This is a genomic window from Nostoc sp. (assembly GCF_036917095.1).
Lineage (GTDB): Bacteria > Cyanobacteriota > Cyanobacteriia > Cyanobacteriales > Nostocaceae > Nostoc.
The window spans coordinates 216,827-237,238 of record NZ_JBALFH010000056.1 but is presented as its reverse complement, the minus strand read 5'-3'; the positions used below and the strand labels follow the sequence as shown (position 1 = coordinate 237,238).

Annotated in this window: 17 protein-coding genes and 1 pseudogene; 6 read left to right on the top strand and 12 right to left on the bottom strand. The window is 42.8% G+C overall.

The genetic code is table 11. The features are described 5' to 3' along the window. Window positions 1-11: 11 nt before the first annotated feature. A complete protein-coding gene (locus V7L01_RS33865; RefSeq protein WP_335042689.1) occupies window positions 12-2,306 on the bottom strand; it encodes an NACHT domain-containing NTPase in 2,295 nt (764 codons plus the stop codon). 162 nt (window positions 2,307-2,468) lie between these two features. On the opposite strand from V7L01_RS33865, the gene V7L01_RS33860 reads away from it, so the two are divergent. Beyond that, the gene (locus V7L01_RS33860; protein WP_335042687.1) at window positions 2,469-2,663 is read left to right on the top strand and encodes a hypothetical protein; all 195 of its coding nucleotides are present in this window, start codon (window positions 2,469-2,471) and stop codon (window positions 2,661-2,663) included. A gap of 379 nt (window positions 2,664-3,042) precedes the next feature. Then, a complete protein-coding gene (locus V7L01_RS33855) occupies window positions 3,043-6,069 on the top strand; it encodes an SMC family ATPase (protein ID WP_335042686.1) in 3,027 nt (1,008 codons plus the stop codon). Here V7L01_RS33855 and V7L01_RS33850 read toward each other — a convergent pair. The 4 genes from V7L01_RS33850 to V7L01_RS33835 form a co-directional block, all read right to left on the bottom strand. After that, window positions 6,066-7,535, bottom strand: a complete 1,470-nt coding sequence (locus V7L01_RS33850; RefSeq protein WP_335042685.1) for a peptidoglycan-binding domain-containing protein — start codon at window positions 7,533-7,535, stop codon at window positions 6,066-6,068. The two genes, V7L01_RS33855 and V7L01_RS33850, sit on opposite strands and share 4 nt — an antisense overlap. A gap of 119 nt (window positions 7,536-7,654) precedes the next feature. Next, a complete protein-coding gene (locus V7L01_RS33845) occupies window positions 7,655-8,842 on the bottom strand; it encodes an RNA-guided endonuclease InsQ/TnpB family protein (protein ID WP_335042684.1) in 1,188 nt (395 codons plus the stop codon). A 210-nt stretch (window positions 8,843-9,052) separates the two neighbouring features. Continuing rightward, window positions 9,053-9,601 (bottom strand): SH3 domain-containing protein, encoded by a 549-nt coding sequence (locus V7L01_RS33840; RefSeq protein WP_335042683.1) that lies wholly within the window; start codon window positions 9,599-9,601, stop codon window positions 9,053-9,055. A 119-nt stretch (window positions 9,602-9,720) separates the two neighbouring features. Then, on the bottom strand, window positions 9,721-11,232 hold the full coding sequence (locus tag V7L01_RS33835; RefSeq protein ID WP_335042682.1) for an AAA family ATPase: 1,512 nt from the start codon (window positions 11,230-11,232) through the stop codon (window positions 9,721-9,723). A gap of 145 nt (window positions 11,233-11,377) precedes the next feature. Here V7L01_RS33835 and V7L01_RS33830 point away from each other — a divergent pair. Then, a pseudogene (locus tag V7L01_RS33830) lies at window positions 11,378-11,881 on the top strand (HEAT repeat domain-containing protein); the annotation flags it as partial. A 317-nt stretch (window positions 11,882-12,198) separates the two neighbouring features. Here V7L01_RS33830 and V7L01_RS33825 read toward each other — a convergent pair. From V7L01_RS33825 to V7L01_RS33795, 7 genes are all read right to left on the bottom strand, one after another. Continuing rightward, on the bottom strand, window positions 12,199-12,726 hold the full coding sequence (locus V7L01_RS33825) for a YceD family protein (protein ID WP_335042681.1): 528 nt from the start codon (window positions 12,724-12,726) through the stop codon (window positions 12,199-12,201). Window positions 12,727-12,850: 124 nt separating this feature from the next. Then, window positions 12,851-13,378, bottom strand: a complete 528-nt coding sequence (locus V7L01_RS33820; protein WP_335042680.1) for a Jag family protein — start codon at window positions 13,376-13,378, stop codon at window positions 12,851-12,853. Beyond that, entirely contained in the window at window positions 13,375-14,526 is a 1,152-nt protein-coding gene (gene yidC, locus V7L01_RS33815) for a membrane protein insertase YidC (protein WP_335042678.1), read from the bottom strand. Before yidC ends, V7L01_RS33820 begins: the two co-directional genes overlap by 4 nt. Before the next feature lie 247 nt (window positions 14,527-14,773). After that, a complete protein-coding gene (locus V7L01_RS33810) occupies window positions 14,774-15,166 on the bottom strand; it encodes a PH domain-containing protein (protein WP_335042676.1) in 393 nt (130 codons plus the stop codon). Next, entirely contained in the window at window positions 15,153-15,575 is a 423-nt protein-coding gene (gene rnpA, locus V7L01_RS33805) for a ribonuclease P protein component (RefSeq protein ID WP_335042674.1), read from the bottom strand. Before rnpA ends, V7L01_RS33810 begins: the two co-directional genes overlap by 14 nt. 26 nt (window positions 15,576-15,601) lie before the next feature. Beyond that, window positions 15,602-15,736 carry a 50S ribosomal protein L34 gene (gene rpmH, locus V7L01_RS33800; RefSeq protein ID WP_099102484.1) on the bottom strand — a complete coding sequence of 45 codons (135 nt, stop codon included), beginning with the start codon at window positions 15,734-15,736 and terminating at the stop codon, window positions 15,602-15,604. Between the two features lie 127 nt (window positions 15,737-15,863). Further along, window positions 15,864-16,376: a DUF2808 domain-containing protein gene (locus tag V7L01_RS33795; protein ID WP_335042673.1), complete on the bottom strand. Its 513-nt coding sequence runs from the start codon at window positions 16,374-16,376 to the stop codon at window positions 15,864-15,866. 760 nt (window positions 16,377-17,136) lie between these two features. Here V7L01_RS33795 and V7L01_RS33790 point away from each other — a divergent pair. From V7L01_RS33790 to V7L01_RS33780, 3 genes are all read left to right on the top strand, one after another. Further along, window positions 17,137-18,303 carry a Re/Si-specific NAD(P)(+) transhydrogenase subunit alpha gene (locus V7L01_RS33790; RefSeq protein ID WP_335042672.1) on the top strand — a complete coding sequence of 389 codons (1,167 nt, stop codon included), beginning with the start codon at window positions 17,137-17,139 and terminating at the stop codon, window positions 18,301-18,303. A gap of 185 nt (window positions 18,304-18,488) precedes the next feature. After that, window positions 18,489-18,782, top strand: a complete 294-nt coding sequence (locus V7L01_RS33785; RefSeq protein WP_012408294.1) for an NAD(P) transhydrogenase subunit alpha — start codon at window positions 18,489-18,491, stop codon at window positions 18,780-18,782. Further along, the gene (locus tag V7L01_RS33780) at window positions 18,779-20,185 is read left to right on the top strand and encodes an NAD(P)(+) transhydrogenase (Re/Si-specific) subunit beta (RefSeq protein ID WP_335042671.1); all 1,407 of its coding nucleotides are present in this window, start codon (window positions 18,779-18,781) and stop codon (window positions 20,183-20,185) included. Before V7L01_RS33785 ends, V7L01_RS33780 begins: the two co-directional genes overlap by 4 nt. Window positions 20,186-20,412: the final 227 nt, after the last annotated feature.

Sequence of the window (20,412 nt, the reverse complement as noted above, 5' to 3'; positions counted from 1 at the left end):
GCTATTTAAGATTACTGCTGGCGCTGTTTAATCTCTGCGATCGGTAATAGCAAAGTATCTTCTATTTGCTGTCGGACTTCACGGCTGACATAACAATCGCTATTCAGGCATTCTACCAAGAATAAATTGACATTGTAATACTTGTTAAGTAATTCTTTCTGGTGCTTGCTTAACTCCCAATCACTATCAATAGTGCGATACTTGATTATTACTGCTCTTAATTGCTGAGTCCAATTTTGACCGTTTGTTTTCCACCATTGTTTATGGATCTCCAAATCTCTTTTTGGCTCAGGTAGTTGGTTTGTGAGTGGTAGCAATGCTGATTTTAGACCAGAAATAAGACTGTAAGTTAATTTACTGATATAATCATCTTTTCTATGCTTAAAATTAAAAAAAAGTTGAAGTTGAGGACTAAGTATCAGATTACACTCAAAATAATCTCTAGTATCATCGGAGGTTATAGCTTGCCAGATTCCAGGGTAAGAAATAAGACACAAATCAAGGTCAATTCCTATACACATATCACTAAGAGAAAGATTACGTCCCAGTATAAAAGCAAAGTAAAACTCACGAATAACTCCTAACTGGAAAGGAACATTAGCTGAAAGAGATTTTTTGCTTATCCACTTTAGAAACTGCTGTAATTTCTCGTCAGTAGCTAAAAGCGAATCGACTTTATCTTTCATCAATAGCAGCACACGATCTGCATTTGGCGACATTCCAACTGCTAGCAATAAAACTTCCCGCCAGCGTTTTTCAGTGATGTGGCTAACAAGATTTTGCAGTGCTTCCTCTGATGACTGTCTCACAACCACAAATTCTCTAGCTGTAAAATACTCATGAAATGTAAGGTGAGAAAATGAGTAAATCCCTTTTGCCCTTGCTACAACTAGTCCATGATGATGTTCAATTGAATCCAAAACTTGCTCACTGTCAACTTGCAATGTTTCTTCGTCAGTATTAGCACCGGGTAAATTACGGATGTATTCTGTAATATATTGCTCTGCTACTTTCTGCTTGAAGAAATATTCACTCCTTTCAAAAGTAGTCAACGCCATTTTGCTGAGTAAATCTTCTTTACGCTGGACTGATAGCTTTTTGTAAATCTTATTACGTTGAATTCCCCGCTTGGCATCCCATTTTTTCAATAACGCATCCAGTCCTTCTTTGTATAACTCAGAACGATTTGCAGGGAAATCTCCTGACTCTTCAAATGCTAAACAAAGCAACGTCAGCAGCAGAGGACTTGCAGCAAGTTGTTTGATTCGGCTATTCTCTTCGAGACGTTTGATAAAAGTCTCTGGTTTTACGGCTTTATCCTTAAACCAGTTATGGGTAAAGTTAGAAATTTGGTCATCGTCAAAATCAGCAACTTCTACCTCTGTGAACTTCTCAAAGGTATACTCCCGTGCTGCAATACGACAAGTCATCACAAACTGGTTTTTTAGGAACCGATCAGAAAACTCACGAATTTCTTTTAAGATGCGATCGCTATCCTCTTCTCTAACCTCATCCAACCCATCGAGTAAAACTAATGCTTTACCATAAGTTATTACATCTTGGATAAAAGAGATAGGATTTATCGCCTCTTCAGTGATGTTAGTGATGTAAGTGATGTATTCGAGTAATCCAGGTTTGTTTGTAGCTTCGGCAAAGCCTTTTAAAGTAATGAAAATTGGCACACGTTCAGCCTGAAACTCACCTTCAATACAATGAATCGCTAAATATTTCAAAAATGTGGTTTTACCTGCTCCTGGTTTACCCAAAATCATCAGCTTGGAATGTTTCTCAACCGCTTGCAGTCCTGGCACTCGTTTTTCAGTAATTCTGTTAAGTCCAAAGAGGTCAAAATTCTGGCTGCTAGACTGTTCTAATAATTCATCAATTCCTAACCGTCGCTGTCCAGTGATTTTCTCTAATATATTGACGCTAGTGTAAATGTCATTCAAGCCGATGGGTTGAGGCGTATCCAGCACCCGCATTTTGCCGCAGTCTTCTTGAATGCGGGGTTTTATCTTTTCACGTACTTGTTGAATGATCGCATCAATATCAATGCTGTTATCCTGATTTACCTCTACTTCACTGGCTGCTTCAGCAACTACTTCTTCCCACTCTAAATCTAGCCTGTCGCAAATCTGGACAAAGAGATTGCGGTCAACAGGTTTACCTGTAAAGAACTTTCCGATCGGCTGGCGAGTTACTTCTAAATTTTCAGCTAATGCCTTTTGAGTTAAGGAATAACGAATTAAAGCTCTTTTTGCTTTTTGGATTCCTTCTGGAGAACAGGAAAGCGATCGCCCTGACATAAGCTAACCATTACACTTTTGCTGATTCTAACTGCGAATTTGGTAATTCATGCCCATCGCATACACAACTCACTCATATCACCAACCTGTATTTAAGCCTAGAACAAACACTCACCTGTCAAAGTATGGATGTAGTGATTCAAACGATTTGGGAGTGAGTCGATGTTATCCAAGAAATTTCCTTCAAGAGATGAAGTGTTAGCTACTGTAATGCTGATTACGGTAATTGGTTCTCTCACACTTGCAGTTATTGACGAGAAGAGTCGATCTCAATTTCTAGATTTAACAAAATTTGCTATAGGTACATATATTGAACTATTGATACCTCGGTCAAGGTCAAGCGATCGCGATGTCTAAGACGGGCTACGCCTACGCAATTAGCCAATGACAAATTCTCTCTTGGCGACTATAGCAATCCTAAATAATTTGTAAGAGACAAGATCCCCGACTTGTTTGAAAAGTCAGGGATCTGTAACTTTCAATTCTCACAAATCAAATAAGAATGTTTTCTTCTCAGATAACAGAAAGAAATAACTAAAAGCCTCCAGATGAGTTTCATTTTTCTCCGAAGACAGCAAAAGTTTTTCATGCAACAAGAAAAATTTACTCAACCTATTGTTAATTTTTGTAAATTTGATGTCTTCAAGACTAGAAACCTGATATCTAGATAGCTAAACTAACAAACAGTGCATCTGTACTGCTAATTATTAAAAGTAGATGTGGCGCTATAGCGTGAATGATCCCAGTACAACTTATCCTCAAAAACTTTCTTAGTTACCGTGATGCAACTTTAGATTTTGGCGGTTTGCATACGGCTTGTATTTGTGGTTCCAATGGTGCGGGTAAATCTTCTCTTTTGGAAGCAATCACTTGGGCAATTTGGGGTGAAAGCCGCGCCACCGCTGAAGATGATGTGATCTATTCTGGGGCGAAAGAAGTTCGGGTTGATTTTACTTTCCAAAGTAACCAGCAAAAATATCGGGTGATTCGTACCCGAATTCGGGGAGGTACTAGCGTTCTTGAATTTCAAATAGAAATACCATCTGGCTTTCGCTCGCTCACCGGTAAAGGGGTAAGAGCAACCCAAGATTTGATTCTAGAACACATCAAGCTCGATTACGATACATTTATTAATTCTGCTTACTTACGTCAAGGGCGTGCAGATGAGTTCATGCTCAAACGCCCGACGGAACGCAAAGAAATTTTAGCGGAGTTGTTGAAACTCAATCAGTACGATGATTTGGAAGAACGGGCAAAGGAATCTTCTCGTCAGTTCAAAGCACAGGCAGTAGAGTTAGAGCGTTCTTTGGAGTCGATTAAAATTCAGCTGCAACAACGCCAGACAACTCAAGCGCAAAGAGTCGAGTTAGAAGCCGAACTCAACCAACTGCAACAGGTACAAGCTTTTGATAATATTCAATTACAAAGTTTGCAAGTTGTCCAGCACCAGCGCCAAAATTGGGAACAACAACTCAATTTTGTAAAGCAGCAATACCAAAATCTTACCCAAGATTGCGATCGCCTCCAACAAGAACAATCAGCTATTGGCTCTCAGCTATCAGATTTAGAAAAAATATTACACCAAGAAGCTGAAATTAAAGCTGGATACGCCCAATATCAAAGTCTCCAATCTCAAGAAGAAGCTTTTGCTGTCAAATTTGAAGAATACACCCGCGCTGGGCAGACTCGCCAACAAAAGCAACAACAGCTTACCAAACAAATTCATGAAATCGAACGGCAACTGCAACAAGCTCAAGCGCAGTTAGAAGCTTTGCAGCAACAAGAGCGAGATATTCAGCAAACTCTGACTAAATCAGGTGAAGTCGAAGTTGCTTTGTCACAGCTAACCGCAGCCCGTCACCATGTTGCTCGTTTAGATCGACTACAAATGCAAGTTACTCCCTTGTTGCAACAACGAGCAACTTTACAAAGCCAACTAGATCGCACTCATGCTGGTTTAGTAGCGCGACTGGAACAACTGCAAAGTACTGAGAACCAATTGCAACGCCAGCATAAACGCCAACCGCAACTCCAACAAGCGGTGATGGATGTGGCAATCCAGATTGAGGAACTGGAGAAAAAGCGGGTTTATTTGCAACGAGTGCAAGAAAAAGGGCAAGAAAGGCGGCACTTTATCGAACGCCTGCAAGCTCACCAACGAGATTATGAAAAACTGCTGGGGGAATTAGAGCAAAAATTACAAATGCTCCAAAATCCTGAAGCTCTTTGTCCATTATGCGAACGTCCTTTAGACGAACATCACTGGAGTCGGGTGGTGGAAAAAACCCAGACTGAATTAGAGGATACTCAAGGGCAGTTTTGGGTATTGCGGGAACAATTGGCTGTGTCAGATAAAGAAATTCAGACACTTAGGCAGGAATATCGCGACATATCCCAACAGTTGGTGGGCTACGATGGTTTACGCGAACAACGGGGACAGTTGGCAGCCCAGTTAGAAGCTACAACTGATGTGCAGCAACAGTTACAACAAATTGCTGCTGAAAAACAACATTTAGAACGATCGCTCCAAGCTGGTGATTACGCTCCCGATAAACAAGCTGAACTCCGGCAGCTAGACCAATATCTGCAACAAGTTAATTATAATGAACAAGACCACGCCCTCGCCCGAAGTGAAGTTGAGCGCTGGCGATGGGCAGAAATTAAACAAGGGCAGATTAAAGATGCGACTAAGCGACAAGCGCAACTATTAGCCCGAAAACCAGAACTCCAATCTCAAATTGCTCAATTACAAGCCAAAATCCAGCAGGATCGGATTGATTCTGAATGTGCTAAACAAATCGCGGCTCTTGAGCATCACATTACCGAAATTGGCTACAGTTCCGAGCAGCACAACAATCTGCGTATGGCTGCAAAGAAAGCTCAATCTTGGCATTTGCGGTATCAACAACTGCTATCAGCCCAGCAGCAGTATCCCCAACTCCAGACGAGATTGCAAGAGTTAGAGGAATCTAGAAGCGCCAGAGTAACGGAGCGCCAAAAACTCGGCGGGCAAATTGAAAGCATTATCCAGCAACTACAAGCAACAGCTAATCCCTCTGCCCAAATTCAAGCTCTAGAGCAGCAGTTAGCAATCCGCAGACGGCAACTCGATGAGCAAATTGCCAAGTTAGGGCGTTTAGAACAGCTGGCGCTTCAACTGGAAACCCTGCAAACTCAGTACGAACAACAGCAGCAGCAACTCCAATCTTGCAAGCAGGAATATCGCGTTTATCAGGAATTAGCGCAAGCTTTTGGTAAAAATGGTATCCAAGCACTGATGATTGAAAATGTGTTACCACAACTGGAAGCCGAGACAAATCAACTACTTTCGCGGCTGAGTGGCAATCAGTTTCACGTACAATTTATTACTCAAAAGGCTGGGCGCAGTGCGAAATCAACAAAGAAAAATGCCAAGCTGATAGACACCCTAGATATTTTAATCGCCGATTCTAGAGGAACGCGATCTTATGAAACTTACTCTGGGGGAGAAGCCTTTAGAATTAACTTTGCGATCCGTTTAGCCCTGGCGAAATTATTAGCGCAACGGGCGGGAGCAGCTTTGCAATTGTTGATTGTGGATGAGGGTTTTGGTACACAGGATGCCGAAGGATGCGATCGCTTGATTGCAGCGATTAATGCGATCGCTTCCGATTTCGCCTGCATCCTCACTGTCACCCATATGCCTCATCTCAAAGAAGCTTTCCAAGCCAGGATTGAAGTGAATAAAACTCAGGAAGGTTCGCAGTTGAGTTTGTCAATTTAATTAAATTTAACCCGTGCATCCAGACCTAATGAGCGGAGCTTTTTTGATAGAGTTTCGGCTTGGGCGCGATCGCTAAATGCCCCAGCATTCACATAATCTCCTAGATTGGATTGCTCTGCGATCGCATTGGGTATATACTGCCGCACTTTACTGAGAGTATCATGATTGGAAATTGGCACTATTACTCTATAAGGATTATTAGCAGCTAATGTGTTGCCATTGCTAACAGGTACTACGTTATTAGTAGGAGGTAATGCATAGCGATTAGTTTGAGGTGCTACATAGTCAATAGTCTCAGCTACTACATAACCATTAGCCTCAGCAGAATTGCCCACATTCGAGCTATTCAACCCTAATGCTTCCCAAGTTTCCCAATCTACATTTCCAGTCGAATTAAGTCGAGAAGATTGCTGGAATGCAATCACAGAATCTCTGGTGTAATCGTTAAAAAATCCATCAGGATTGGTATTAGAGAAACCCAACTGCGACAAACGCTCTTGAACTAATCTGACATTCTCTCCGCGATCGCCTACAGTCAGATAATTTCTAATTGGTTGTTGAGTAGTAGATCCACCTGTGGAGGCTCTACGCACTGACTCTAAGATTTGGGCATTGGCGATGCCATCAACAGGTAAGCGATAATTTCGCTGGAATTGCATCACAGCTTCTCTAGTCATTGGGCCAACATTCCCAGTGGCATCAGTATTAAAATAACCTAGCTGCCGCAAACGCACTTGGAGTTCTCTCACTTGTTGAGTAGAGAGACTCGATCTGGCTTGAGTCGGAGAGGAACCTACCAGTGCATTCCAAGTTTGTCGATTCACAATCCCGTTAGCAGAAAGACGATACTTTCGCTGGAATGCAATTACAGCATCTTTGGTCATTGGGCCAAAATTCCCAGTAGGATTAGCATTCAAATAGCCTAACTGCCGCAGACGCTGTTGCAATCTTGTCACGGCTGCACCAGTTTTGCCTTGAGAGAGAACAGGATATTGACCACTTGGCGATGCCTGCTGCGGGCTGCGCCTACCCAATGCGCTACTGGTATTTCTACTAGAAGTTTTAGCCTGACATGCTCGTTGCAAGGCTCGTTGCGTATTAGTACCCACAACCCCATCAGCAGGTATTCTTTTGGCTTGCTGGAATTTGATTACAGCATTTTCAGTCAAGCTAGCAAACTTACCACTCACTGGCCCGTTAAAGTAGCCTAACTTTTTTAAACACCTCTGGCTACTGCTAACTTCAGACCCATTACTTCCTATTTTCTGAAGTCCTAAAGCTTGCCCAGCTATACTCAGAAGCCCCATAGTCAGTGCCACAGACAAGAGACGCATCGCTGCACCACTAGATAACTTTTTCCAATTCAAAAATTTGAAATTAGCTACGGTAGGAACAACCTTGACGCTTTCGGATGCCTCATAGACTGAGGCAAGCTTGGTTAAAGAGCTATCTACCCCTGTTTTCACTTGCTTTTTTTCAAGTTATGGCTATACAGAATTATACTGCTTCCTCTGTGTTGTGCTTGTTTTGTGTATGGTTGTTTTTGACATCCTCCCCGCCGTGAACGGTCGGGGATTCCTAAGACTCACGACTTAGGTTTCTGTTTCTTTCCCAAAAGGGTTTTTTGCAACTGCCCTTCAGCCTTAAGGCTGTCAGGTCTTATGTTCGCTCCACAGACTGAAACTGCGAGTCCCGCAGCCAAAATATTCTTACTTGCGTTAATATCCCTATCGTGATGTGTACTGCATTTTGGGCAATCCCACTCTCTGATATTTAAAGGCAGTTTATCTACAATGTGTCCACAATGTCCACATCGCTTAGAACTGGGAAACCATCGATCAATTTTGACGAAAGTACGACCATACCAATCACACTTATATTCAAGCTGCCTAACTAGTTCACCCCAGCTAGCATCACTAATCGAGAGAGCGAGTTTTTTATTTTTTACCATATTCTTCACAGCTAAGTCCTCGACAGCAATCGTTTGGTTTTCACGCACCAATCGAGTCGTTAACTTATGAAGAAAATCGTTTCGGGCATCACTTATTTGGGCATGAACCTTGGCTACTTTCCTACGTGCTTTATGGCGATTCTTAGACCCTTTTTGCTTACGACTTAAGGCTTTTTGCGCTTTACTTAATTTCGCTTTTTTTGCCTTAAAGCTTTTAGGATTAGCAATTTTTTCACCTGTACTCAAGGCAACTAAGCACATGATACCCAAGTCAATGCCAACTTGGGTTAAAGATTCAGGTAATTTTTGAATTTCGACATCTACCAACATTGAAACAGTCCAGCGTCCAGAGGGCGACAGTTTTACCGTAATAGTAGATGGTTCTATACCTTGGGGTAGCTGTCGGCTCCAACGAATGTCTAACGCTGTAGGACTTTTAGCAAGAAATATTTGCCCATCTCTAAATTTAAAAGCTGCCTTGGTAAATTCAGCATTGCCCCCGTTGTGTTTCTTCTTGAAGTTTGGATATTTAGCCCGTCCTGCAAAAAAGTTGCTAAATGCTGTTTGCAGATGTCGCAAGCCCTGCTGTAATGGCACACTACTAACATCATTAAGAAATTGCAAGTCCGAAAGCTTTTTCCAATTAGTCAGCATTGCTGAAGTTTCAATGTAACCAACTCGTTTTTGGTCTTCATACCATGCTTGTGTCCTTGCGGCGAGAGCGCGGTTATAGACTAAACGAGTACATCCCATCGTTTGCCGAAGCAAAGTTTCTTGCTCAGGTGTTGGATAGAATCGGTATTTGAAAGCTTTTTGTGTCATTCTTACATTATATCCGGTATTCTGTAAGAACACACATTAATTAAAGCACTGACCGTAAACGGCGGGGTTTTAAACCCATTTTTCTGATAAGTAATTAACCAGAAGAGGCAGACGGGATTGGGATCTATTCTTGCAAGGGAGAAAGAATCATCAGAGGTATCGTGGTTTCAGAGCAACTAAATTGATTTATGGGAAAGTTGTAAATTATTGTTATTGCTCTGGTTGTTGTGTCTCCTCTGGTTTTTCAGGCTGTTTTTCATCAGCTTTTTCAGTATTACCTGCTTTCACCCAACCTTCTTGTTCGCTATCTTCCAAACGGATCTTTTGCCAGAGTTTGTCGTCGCTTTCTTGCAAAATAATAACTTTTTGATTAAAACCAACCCCACCAATCTTTTCAGCTTCTTGATTTGGTTGCGATCGCAAACTCAAGCCTTCAGCCCAACTAACACGCCCTCGGTAAGCTCCCGATGGCAATGGTTTTGGTGATGGGGTAGCCTTTGGTGATTCTGTGGGAGTAGAGGTTGGGTTTGGAGACGATTCAGCCTTTGTCCCAGGTGTAAGAGTAGGTTTACCTCCGCCAGGCTCAGTTGCTTTGGGAGCTTGGGCTTTCACCGAAGGACTATCGTTGGAAAAAACGGGTTTGGCAGGGGGTATGCCGGTGCGATTCATAAAATAGAGTGCAACTGCAACGCCGCCACCTATTAGCACAGCGATCGCTAAGAAAAACCCAAGTAGAAATTTTGTTACGCCAGACAACATAGTTAAAACCCGATCGCCAGTGGTAAATAGTCAATAGTCAATAGTAATTCATGATTAACTTTTGACTATTGACTAGCAATTATTAACTAATCAATTATTGTAGCTAGTGCTGAATGCGTTCACGTAGTGCGCCGGAGACGTTCGCTCAAAGGACTGTGTTTAGATGCTAAACGCGCTCTCCCAGCAGCAGCCCATTCTTGGAGTTGTTGAATTTGCTCTACAGCAGTTCGCGCCAAGGGGATAATCTGACTGGCTGCTTCTAAAATGTCGTCGGTAGCAAAGTCGCGGTTTTGGCTAAATCCAATATGCATCGCTTCAATTAAAGTTTGCTCAATCTCTGCCCCAGAAAAATCGGGCGTTTCGTATGCTAACCTTTCAATGTCATAACTTTTTAAGTTATGGGGGCGCAATCGGGATAAATGAACATCATAAATTGCTTTTCTCTCTTCTTGGGTGGGCAATCCCACAAAGAAAATTTCATCAAATCGCCCCTTACGGAGCATTTCTGGCGGTAAGGCTTGGATGTCGTTGGCGGTGGCGACGACAAACACGGGTGAGCTTTTTTCGGCTAGCCAGTTTATAAAAGTACCAAACACACGGCTGGCTGTTCCGGCATCACCTTTGCTACCAAGTCCGGCAAAGGCTTTATCTATTTCATCAATCCACAAAATACAGGGAGCGAGGGCTTCAGCAACTTGGATCATTTGCCGAGTCCGAGATTCTGATTCACCCACCAAACCACCAAATAACCTTCCCACATCCAGACGTAGCAAGGGTAAATGCCAGTGATGAGCGATCGCTTTTGCCGTTAACGATTTACCAGTTCCCTGAATACCCACCAACATTAAACCACGGGGGTGCGGTAATCCGTACTGTCGCGCCTTATCAGTAAATGAACCTCCCCGCCGAATCAGCCAGTCTTTCAAGTTATCAAGTCCGCCAATATCAGAAATTTGCTCAGTGGCGGGGTAGAAGTCCAGGATTTGGGTTTGGCGGATAGTTTGGCGCTTTTCTTCCAAAACGAGATCCACGTCTTCTGGTTGCAATTCTCCGTGGGTAGCGATCGCTTTTGCCAAAACCCGGCGAATCCTTTCCATCGAAAGTCCTTGACAAGAGCGCACCAAATCATCTAAAACTTTGCCAGAAAGGGAGTTACCTGTACTTTGCAGTAAGCGTTCCACCTCAGTTTTAATTTCCGGGGCGGCGGGTAAGGGAAACTCGACGACTGTCAGCACTTCGGTTAAATCGTCAGGGATGGCGATGCGCGGCGACAGTAATACAATATTTTTTGGTTGCGACTTGAGGAGTCTGGCGAGATTGCGGAGTTTGCGAGCGATCGCTACATCATCTAAAAAGCGATGATAATCTCGGAGAATCAATACCGCAGGTGCGGAAGCTGGTAATTTTTCGATGAATTCTAAAGCTTGCAACGGGTTACGTCGTCCAAACCCAACATCATTGGGGTTTCCTTGGTAGCCATCGACAAAATCCCAAGTATACACTGGGCGATTACCCTGGTTGGTTGCTTCTTCCCGGATAGCTGCTTCTACCCGTTCTTCCTCATAGGTGGGAATATAAATTAAGGGGTAGCGGGCGCGTAGCAGCAGTTTAAACTCGTCACGGAAGTTCATATATAGCTGTTATTGGTTAGTTTCTCTTGAACGCAATGTACAACTTTCTTGGTTGAGATAGCCAATGAGTAACCAGCAAGAACAAGACAATATTGCTTTTCTCGTTCAGCGGCTAATGACAAGTTAAGATAACGCTGTTCTCAAACAGACTGCTAAACATTTGGGGTTTCTTGGTGTTAATAGCCCAGATACAATAGCTGCCTTGATTCATGTAGTACGTACCACAATTGATGAACCAACACGCTGGGCAGTAATTCAAAGTTTGAGCGAAATTGGTACTGATAATAATGATGTTATCCAAACTCTGATTGAGAAACTCAACACTGCTCGTATACCTACCCGCAGGATAGCAGCTCAAAACTTGGCGAAAATTGCTGTTGGTAATCAATATGCAATTACTAATCTAATAAGTTTGGCACAAATAGCTGAACAAGAACATACTCGCCAGTATGTTGCTTATAGTTTAGGATTTATTGCAAAAGGTAATAGAGAGGCTGTTAATACTTTAATTTATTTAATATATAAAAGTTCAGATGAATATACTCACAACTTGTGCATTGATTCTTTTAGAAATGTTAGTGAGTGGAATAAAAATATAATTAATGCCTTAATATATGTAGACAAAACAAGCTTTAATAGTATTGACTGATAAATTTTTAATTTAAAAACTAAAGACAATCTGACCAATTCTAAATTTAAAAAAGTAGCGATCGCATATAAATAATCAATATTTTTTTATTACACAACAATTAATAAATGGCTGAATTAATATTAATTTTATTTACTGCAACAATTCCCAAATATTTCGGATTTACTTAGCTTTAGGAATTGACAAAATACAACAATTATAGATATTACTTTTAGTTCATAAAATATAAGACAATTAGCCTGCGTGGTGCGGCAAGCGCGATAAGCAGGCTAAGTTCGTGTAGCCGCAGGCTTCAGCGCGACTGAATTAGCAAATTACTACCCCGGAAGTTGCTTTTTCAAAGCTTCCAGAGAAGCCCAACGGTTATCAACTGGAGTATCAGAACTCTCAGAATCATCAGAACTATCAACAGTACTACTTACAGGAATACCTGGACAATTGCGATTGCATAACTGTCGCTGGGGAATTGCCAAGCACATCTGTTCGTACAACCATTCGTTGGGATAAAAATAACCATCGGGCGGTAGGGTTTCAAGCAAATCTTCCATAACTACTTCCCTTTCTAAAGGCAAGTCATTTGGCTGATTTGCACTTTCGTCTAACCAGATGATTTCCTTTGTATCAAGCCCTAAACGCCGATTGTATTGCTGCAAACAGCGGTTGCAGGTACAAGTAATAATTGTTTCTGCCTGACCGGACACTTCCAAGTAATTGCCATGATGTTGTACGCGCACATGACCGCGAACAGGTGTCAACGTTTCCAGACCAGGCAGAAATTCCTGAACCTGAACTTCCTCTGTCCGCTCCGATGCTCTAGTTAGCTGCGGAATATAAATTGCGTCCATAGGATTTGTGAGACATCCTCACTAAAATTTATCTTCATTATCAGCATAATTGCTGATATTACATCTTTATTTTCTCTCTTCAGAACAAGAGAAATTTTGAACTTATATAGTTATGAGTTTTCAATTAACTCCTAACTTCTTCCAACGAAGCTGGCCGCACAACTAGATGACGATGAGGCTCTTTGCCGCGACTGAAGGTTTCCAAATCTCCAAATTCTTTCAAGAATGTATGGATTTGACGCCGTTCAGCAGAACTGAGGGATTTGATTTCCACTTCTCTACCAGAAAAGCGCACTTCATCAGCTGCTGCTTCTGCTAATGCGCGAATTTCGGCTTCTCTTTTGACCCGGTAGCCATTTAACTCAATAGTGTAAGAGGCTTGTTCCTCAGACGGTTGGCTGAGGTTTAAAACCGAATTTGCTAGATACTGAATCGCATCTAACACAGAACCATCGGCACCAATTAATACCTGGATTTGTTCTGATGTCAAGTTGGTTTGGTCAATTGTCAACCAGTAGTTATCTGGTTCTGGAGAATCGCTGTCTTGAGATTGGGCAGTTTCTAAATGACCTTGAATCTCAGCAGGTATTCCAGTGAGTTCCAGCAGTGTTTTTAACCACTGCTGACCTCGCTGCATCGGAATGTTGCTCATGATCCCCCTGCTGCCTTTTTCTTAGAACTTTTTGGTTCAAACGGCAATGCCTTTTGTTCTACGACTGCTGCTTCTTTTTCCTGGGTTTCTACCATTTTTTGTAATTCTTCTGGTAGAGGTTCGCGGGAGAGAAGATAAGTTTGTGCGGTTTGGAAAATATTACCAATCACCATATACATCAGCACCCCAGCTGGTAAGGGGAAGAACAAAAACATCCCAGAAAATATAACTGGCGTGATTTTGTTAACTGTATCCTGGTTCGGATTGCCACCACTAGAATTTTGCCCAGAAAGCATTTGGCTAACATAAAGGCTGATTCCAAAGAAGACTATCATGGCGACGATATCCCAGTGGATTGTGCCATCTGGATCTTGTGCGCCAACCCTGCCTAAGGCATCAATAAATAGAAAGCCTTTTTCTGCTGCTAGTCCAGGAATTGTTCCTTGAATAGTTACTTCTCCAGGCTGCAAGGCTTCTACATTGCCTTGGGCATCGATTTTTACTCTATCTTCCCCTTTGGTGACTTTCCAATCGGGAATGAGCTTATTTTCTGGGTGTTCTGCTAAGAGAACCTGAAATGGTTTGCCGTCAATGGTCTGATACTGTATCTTGGTTTGTTCTCCCACCGCTAGTTTATTTCCGCTGGGAAGGATTGCAGCTACTTTAACGTGTTCCCCATCCGCAACGTAAATATTTTGAGGCGCAGTAGCAAAGGCTTGAGGTTGAATTTGTTCGATTTGTTCTGCGGGAAAAATTTGCAGATTAACGCTGTAGTTTGCACTTGCAAAAGGCGAACCCCGCAAAGTCGCAAACAACGCTAACAAGACTGGCATTTGCACTAGTAATGGAAAACAGCCTGCCAAGGGATTGCCAAATTCTTTTTGGACATTGACCATTTCCTCCTGCTGCTTTTGCGGTTCATCTTTATAGCGCTCTTTGATTTCTGCCATCCGCTTTTGCATCAGAGGTTGTACAATTCGCATTTTCCGCATGTTGCGAATTGAGCCAGCACTCAGGGGATAGAGCGCAAAGCGGACTATCAGTGTCAAAGCAACGATCGCTAATCCGTAGCTAGGCACAATACCATAGAAAAAATCTATGATTGGCAGCATCACGTTGTTCGAGAGAAAGCCGATACCAAAATCCATTATTCTGAATTCAACCTGAGGTACTGTAAACTGACTGAATCTAATTTATCCAAATCATCAATTATCTGCGACTATCCTTCGCTACGGATAGCCGCACATCTCAAAAAAAGGGAGTAGAGAGACGCGATTAATCGCGTCTGTACTGGGGAGTGGTATGTAATTTTGGTAAGTGGGAAGTTCTGAATTTTGTATTTTATTTGAGCAAATTTTGCATTCACTATTCCCTACTCCCTACTTCTTACTCCCATCACTTGTTGGCAGCGCTGCTAAATTCGGGATTTTTCGCAGCAATTTTTTCATTGATGTAGTCATAGACTTCCCGAAATTTGGGAATTGCCCGCAATTCGAGACGACTGCCGTTTTTTAGGGTTATCGCCATATCTCCCCACAAACCAATGCCACGGGGGACTTTGACGATTTTGACAATTTCTGAGTAAATTACGTCGGTGCGATCGCGCCCCTGCCAACCTCCTGTCACGGTAATTCGGCGATCGGTGATGCGGAAACGCAGCCACAATGCCCTGACAATTGCCCCGACTGTTAATGGTATCCCGACAATGGTTAGCCCAATCAGCAGGTTGATAATTAAATCCCCAATATGGGGGCCACCTTCATAATATACGTCTTCACGAATTCCCATCGAACACCTCAGTTTGTGCCAACAACTGCTCTAATTCTTGCAGAAATTGTGGGCTTACGCACTTAGATTCTGCTGCTGTGGGTTTGACAATAAATACTAGCCGCCATCCTGGTGATAATTTTGGCAGCAAGCTGTGCAAAGCAGCAGTAATTTGCCGTTTGATTCGGTTACGAACCACTGCCCTTTTGCTAACTTTTGTGCTAATGGAAATGCCAATTCGCGTGCTGGCAAGATGTACTGAGTTAGTTGCTTGTATATTCTGAGCGGCAGCGTCCAAAGAAGGTTTTGTTGAACACAACGGCTTTAAGGCTCTCAATGTTAAATAAGAGCCATGACGCCGAATTCCTTCCCGGAAAACTGCCTGAAAATCCTTGCGGGATTTTAGCCGATTTGCTTTAGGCAAAGCCACAGATGCTCTTTTAGCTTAAATATGCCCTAAACGCTCAGACGGTGACGTCCCTTTTTTCTCCTAGCGCTAATTACGTTTCTGCCGTCTGGTGTCCGCATCCTGGCGCGAAAACCAGAGGTTCTTTTTCTCTTACGGCTAGTACCGCCCAGTGTTCTTTTCATACTGTTCTCCTCTTAGGTGATTTTTATAAAAACTCACAATCTCTAATTGTATCACTTTACTAGTGAATTGGGAATTGGTTATTATTCTTCTCCCCCTGCCTCCCCTGCTCCCTCATCTCCCCCACTCTTAATTGATGCTCAAAATCCATGTTCCCATGTAGCGCAATAATGGCACATCACCAGGGGAAAGCACTTGACAGTTAAAATAGTAAACTCCGCCGAAGGCTGGGTTTTTCACGTTAGATAACACCACCTCGACTGCGCTACCTGCTGGCACTGGTTCTTGAGGAAAAATATTAATCAGCTTACCTTCTTTGTCCCACTTCACCTCAGAAAGCGGAACTGCTTTGCCTTTGACTCGGACTTCAATTTTTTTCTGGTCAAAAGTTCCTTTGTAGTAATCAGGGTAGTTAATGGCAAATTGACCAACTGCCAATTTCATTCTTTTGGCTGGAATCCTCAATATGTATCGATCCCAACCATTAGCTTGTCCACCAAAATCTAATCGGAAGGGCAGTTGATTTTCGGATTTAACACCACTAAACAGGGTAAATCCTGGTAGGCTATCTGCCCACGTCATAGCTGGAAATCCAGTCAGCAAGCAGCTAGTCACAGCTAAAGCAGAAAGTAAACGTCGCATAATTGAGCCTCCTCTACCAAAATATAAATCAGTTATCTAAAAAACTGTGTGTTAGTATTCGTTACTAAACTTTACTACCGACTTCTTGACAATTGACGTTCAATAACAACAAAAGGTGCCATCTTCCCTGAGTTTTGGGCGACAGCAAAATTACTTAGTTATTAATTTACCATATACGCGATTTAGTTCATTAGCCTTACAGAGTGCTGATTTGATGACTAGCTGGTCAAATTTTGAACTAAATAGAAACACAGTTGGGATTAGATTGTGTTTCTAAATATGTATAAGTGTATCTAAATTTGAGAATTTTGTTATAAAAATTGAGCCGTGCCATCAGCGATCGCCAGTTAATTTGGGCTAAATTGATTAAAATAAGTTGGAATCTAAAGTCGTAATCATTAAAATTTGATTGGGAAATTATAAAGCTTTCAAAATTTGGTCAATATTACTCTATAAGAAAGGAATACCAAAATTTCTCAATCCCGAAAATAAGCTGAAGATAAAGATGCAAAATTTGGGAATCAATTTAGGATGTGCAATACGTAACCCTGTTTGCAACTATCTGAAAATATGACATCTGCGAGCGGCAAAGTGAGGCTTTGCCTGGAGAGCTAAGAGTGGGAGAGGAAAGATTCAAGGTTCAATCTACAAGTAAAATTGATGGCTGATGTTCCTGTCTAAGTACTATGAGTGCGGAACACGCCTCATCTGGACAATTGCTTACTTAGCAGAGATTAGGTATTTATCTTCAGGAGATTTCATGAGAATAGCAGTTGCTAAAGAAATTGAAGTTTGTGAACGTCGTGTGGCATTAATTCCTGACATCGTTGCCCGATTGGTAAAACAAGGTTTGGAAGTGTGGGTAGAAACGGGTGCGGGAGAGCGAGCCTTTTTTGGCGATTCTGACTATGAAGCCGCAGGAGCTACAATAATCAGCGATACTGCCAAATTATGGGGCGAAACAGATATTCTGCTAAAAGTTAGCCCACCGCAAGAACGAGAAGATGGACGCTCAGAAATTGATTTGTTAAAGGAAGGGGCTGTTTTACTCAGTTTTCTCAATCCTTTGGGAAATCCTGTTGTAGCACAGCAACTAGCAAATCGGAAAGTCACAGCCTTGAGTATGGAAATGATTCCCCGTACTACCAGGGCGCAAAGTATGGATGCTTTGTCCTCGCAAGCTTCATTAGCAGGTTACAAAGCAGTATTAATTGCGGCAGCTGCATTACCGAAATATTTCCCGATGTTAACCACAGCCGCAGGTACGATCGCTCCAGCGAAAGTATTTATTATGGGCGCTGGTGTAGCCGGATTGCAAGCGATCGCTACCGCGAGACGTTTGGGCGCAGTGGTAGAAGCCTTTGATATCCGTCCCGCCGTCAAAGAAGAAGTGCAAAGCTTAGGGGCAAAATTCGTTGAAGTCAAATTAGACGAAGAAACCGTTGCTGCTGGCGGTTACGCCAAGGAAATTTCTGAGGCTAGCAAACAACGTACCCAAGAAGTTGTCGCCGAACACGTCAAGAATTCTGATGTGGTAATTACCACCGCCCAAGTTCCTGGGAGACAAGCACCACGGCTGGTTACAGAAGAAATGGTGGCACAAATGAAACCCGGTTCAGTAATTGTAGATTTGGCTGCCGATCAGGGTGGTAACTGCGCCTGCACCGAACCCGGTAAAGATATTGTCTGGAACGGCGTGACAATTATCGGCCCCATCAATCTCCCATCATCGATGCCAATTCACGCCAGCCAATTGTATGCCAAGAACGTCACATCGTTGATGCAATTGCTAATTAAAGACAAAGCTTTGCAGGTGGACTTTAGCGACGACATCGTTGATGCAGCTTGTGTTACCCACGCTGGTGAAATTCGCAATCAACGAGTGCGAGATGCGCTACAAGCTTTGAGCGGCGTTGGAGCAGGTTAGTAGGGGCATAACAAACATGTTCATAAGTGTCAACTTAGAGCCAGGGCGAATGGAATTCGCGGCTACACAAACCAAGCCCACCTCCGTGGGCTAATGAAAAATCAAAAGTTTGAAACCTACGGAGGTAGGTTTTGCCTGTGTAGACGCGGTTTCTAACCGCCCTTTTAACTAGGAGTTTTTCAAGCATGACAGAGGCATTACTTGCTGCTTTGTTTGTATTCGTTTTGGCATCTTTTATCGGCTTTGAAGTCATCAACAAAATCCCACCGACTTTACACACGCCCTTAATGTCAGGCTCAAACGCGATTTCTGGAATTGCAGTACTTGGAGCAATAGTTGCTGCTGGTGCGAGAGATACGAGTGTGTCAGTAATTCTCGGTTTGATTGCTGTAGTATTAGCAACAATTAACGTTGTGGGTGGTTTTTTAGTCACAGACAGAATGTTGCAAATGTTCAAGAAGAAGGAGATTAAGGCGTGAGCGACTTTTTACCAACTGGCATTCAGCTGACGTACTTAGTCGCTGCATCGTTATTTATCTTGGGCTTGAAAAAGCTGGGATCGCCTGCTACTGCGAGAAACGGTAATATCGTAGCGGCTGTGGGGATGCTACTGGCAATTGTGGCAACAATGCTCGATCAACATGTGTTGAACTACGAGATGATATTGTTGGGCTTGGCGATTGGATCGGGAATTGGTGCGATCGTTGCCTACAAAGTCCAAATGACCGAAATGCCCCAAATGGTGGGTTTACTCAACGGTTTGGGCGGTGCAGCTTCGGCATTAGTAGCTGTTGCCGAATTCTGGCGGTTATTAGATAGTTCTCAGCCGATACCCCTAGATGTCAACATTTCCATCTTATTGGACGTGTTAATCGGTGGTATTACCTTCACGGGTAGTTTTTTAGCCTTTGCCAAATTGCAAGGTTTAATCAGCGGTTCCCCGATTACATTTCCTTTCCAGCAACCATTTAACCTTTTGCTTCTGGGTGCTTATATAGTAGGTAGTGCCTATTTAATCATCACACCAGATAGCTTACCCATATTCTTGGGAGTGGTTGGCGTTTCATTGCTGCTGGGCGTGATGTTCGTCCTCCCCATTGGTGGCGGCGATATGCCAGTGGTAATCTCGCTGTTGAACTCGTTGTCAGGTGTGGCGGCGGCGGCGGCTGGGTTCGTGGTGATGAACAATATGTTAATCATCGCTGGTGCTTTGGTAGGAGCATCTGGCTTAATCCTTACCGAAATTATGTGTAAGGCGATGAACCGCTCCTTATTTAGTGTGCTGTTCAGCGCTTTTGGTACAGGATCTAGTTCTGGTGGTGCTGCTGCTAGTGGTGGTGCGATCGATCAAACCGTCCGCAGTATCGATCCTGAAGAAGGGGCGATGATGTTGGGTTATGCCCGTTCTGTGGTAATCGTACCTGGTTATGGTATGGCAGTTGCCCAAGCGCAACATAGCGTTCGGGAATTGTCGGATCAGTTAGAAAAAATGGGCGTTGATGTCAAGTATGCCATTCACCCTGTTGCTGGTAGAATGCCGGGACACATGAATGTGTTACTTGCAGAGGCAAATGTGCCTTATACCCAGTTGTATGACATGGATGATATTAATCCCCAGTTCGATCAAGCGGATGTGGCTTTAGTAATTGGGGCAAATGATGTGGTAAATCCGGCGGCGCGGAGTGATACAAATAGCCCGATTTATGGTATGCCGATTTTGGAAGTAGATCGGGCGAAGCAGACGATTGTAATTAAGCGCGGGATGAGTACGGGTTTTGCCGGTGTAGATAATGAGTTGTTCTACAAGGATAAAACTACGATGCTTTTTGGTAGCGCGAAGGATATGGTGGCGAAGTTGGTTTCGGAAGTGAAGCAACTGTAAAAGATTGGAGAATCCCGACTTCTTCAATAAGTCGGGATTCTCATATTAGGGAATAGTATTATTTAATTAATTTCAATATTGCGCTTTGAATCCAGTTAATACACAGTGTTAGCTGGTTTTTTAATTTGGGAATAATAGAAAAAATAGGTTTTGATTTAGATGTTTGCTCGTGCCATAGGTAACGAGTGAATTTGTCTTAAAAAGTTTTGTAATCCAAGATTTGCAGT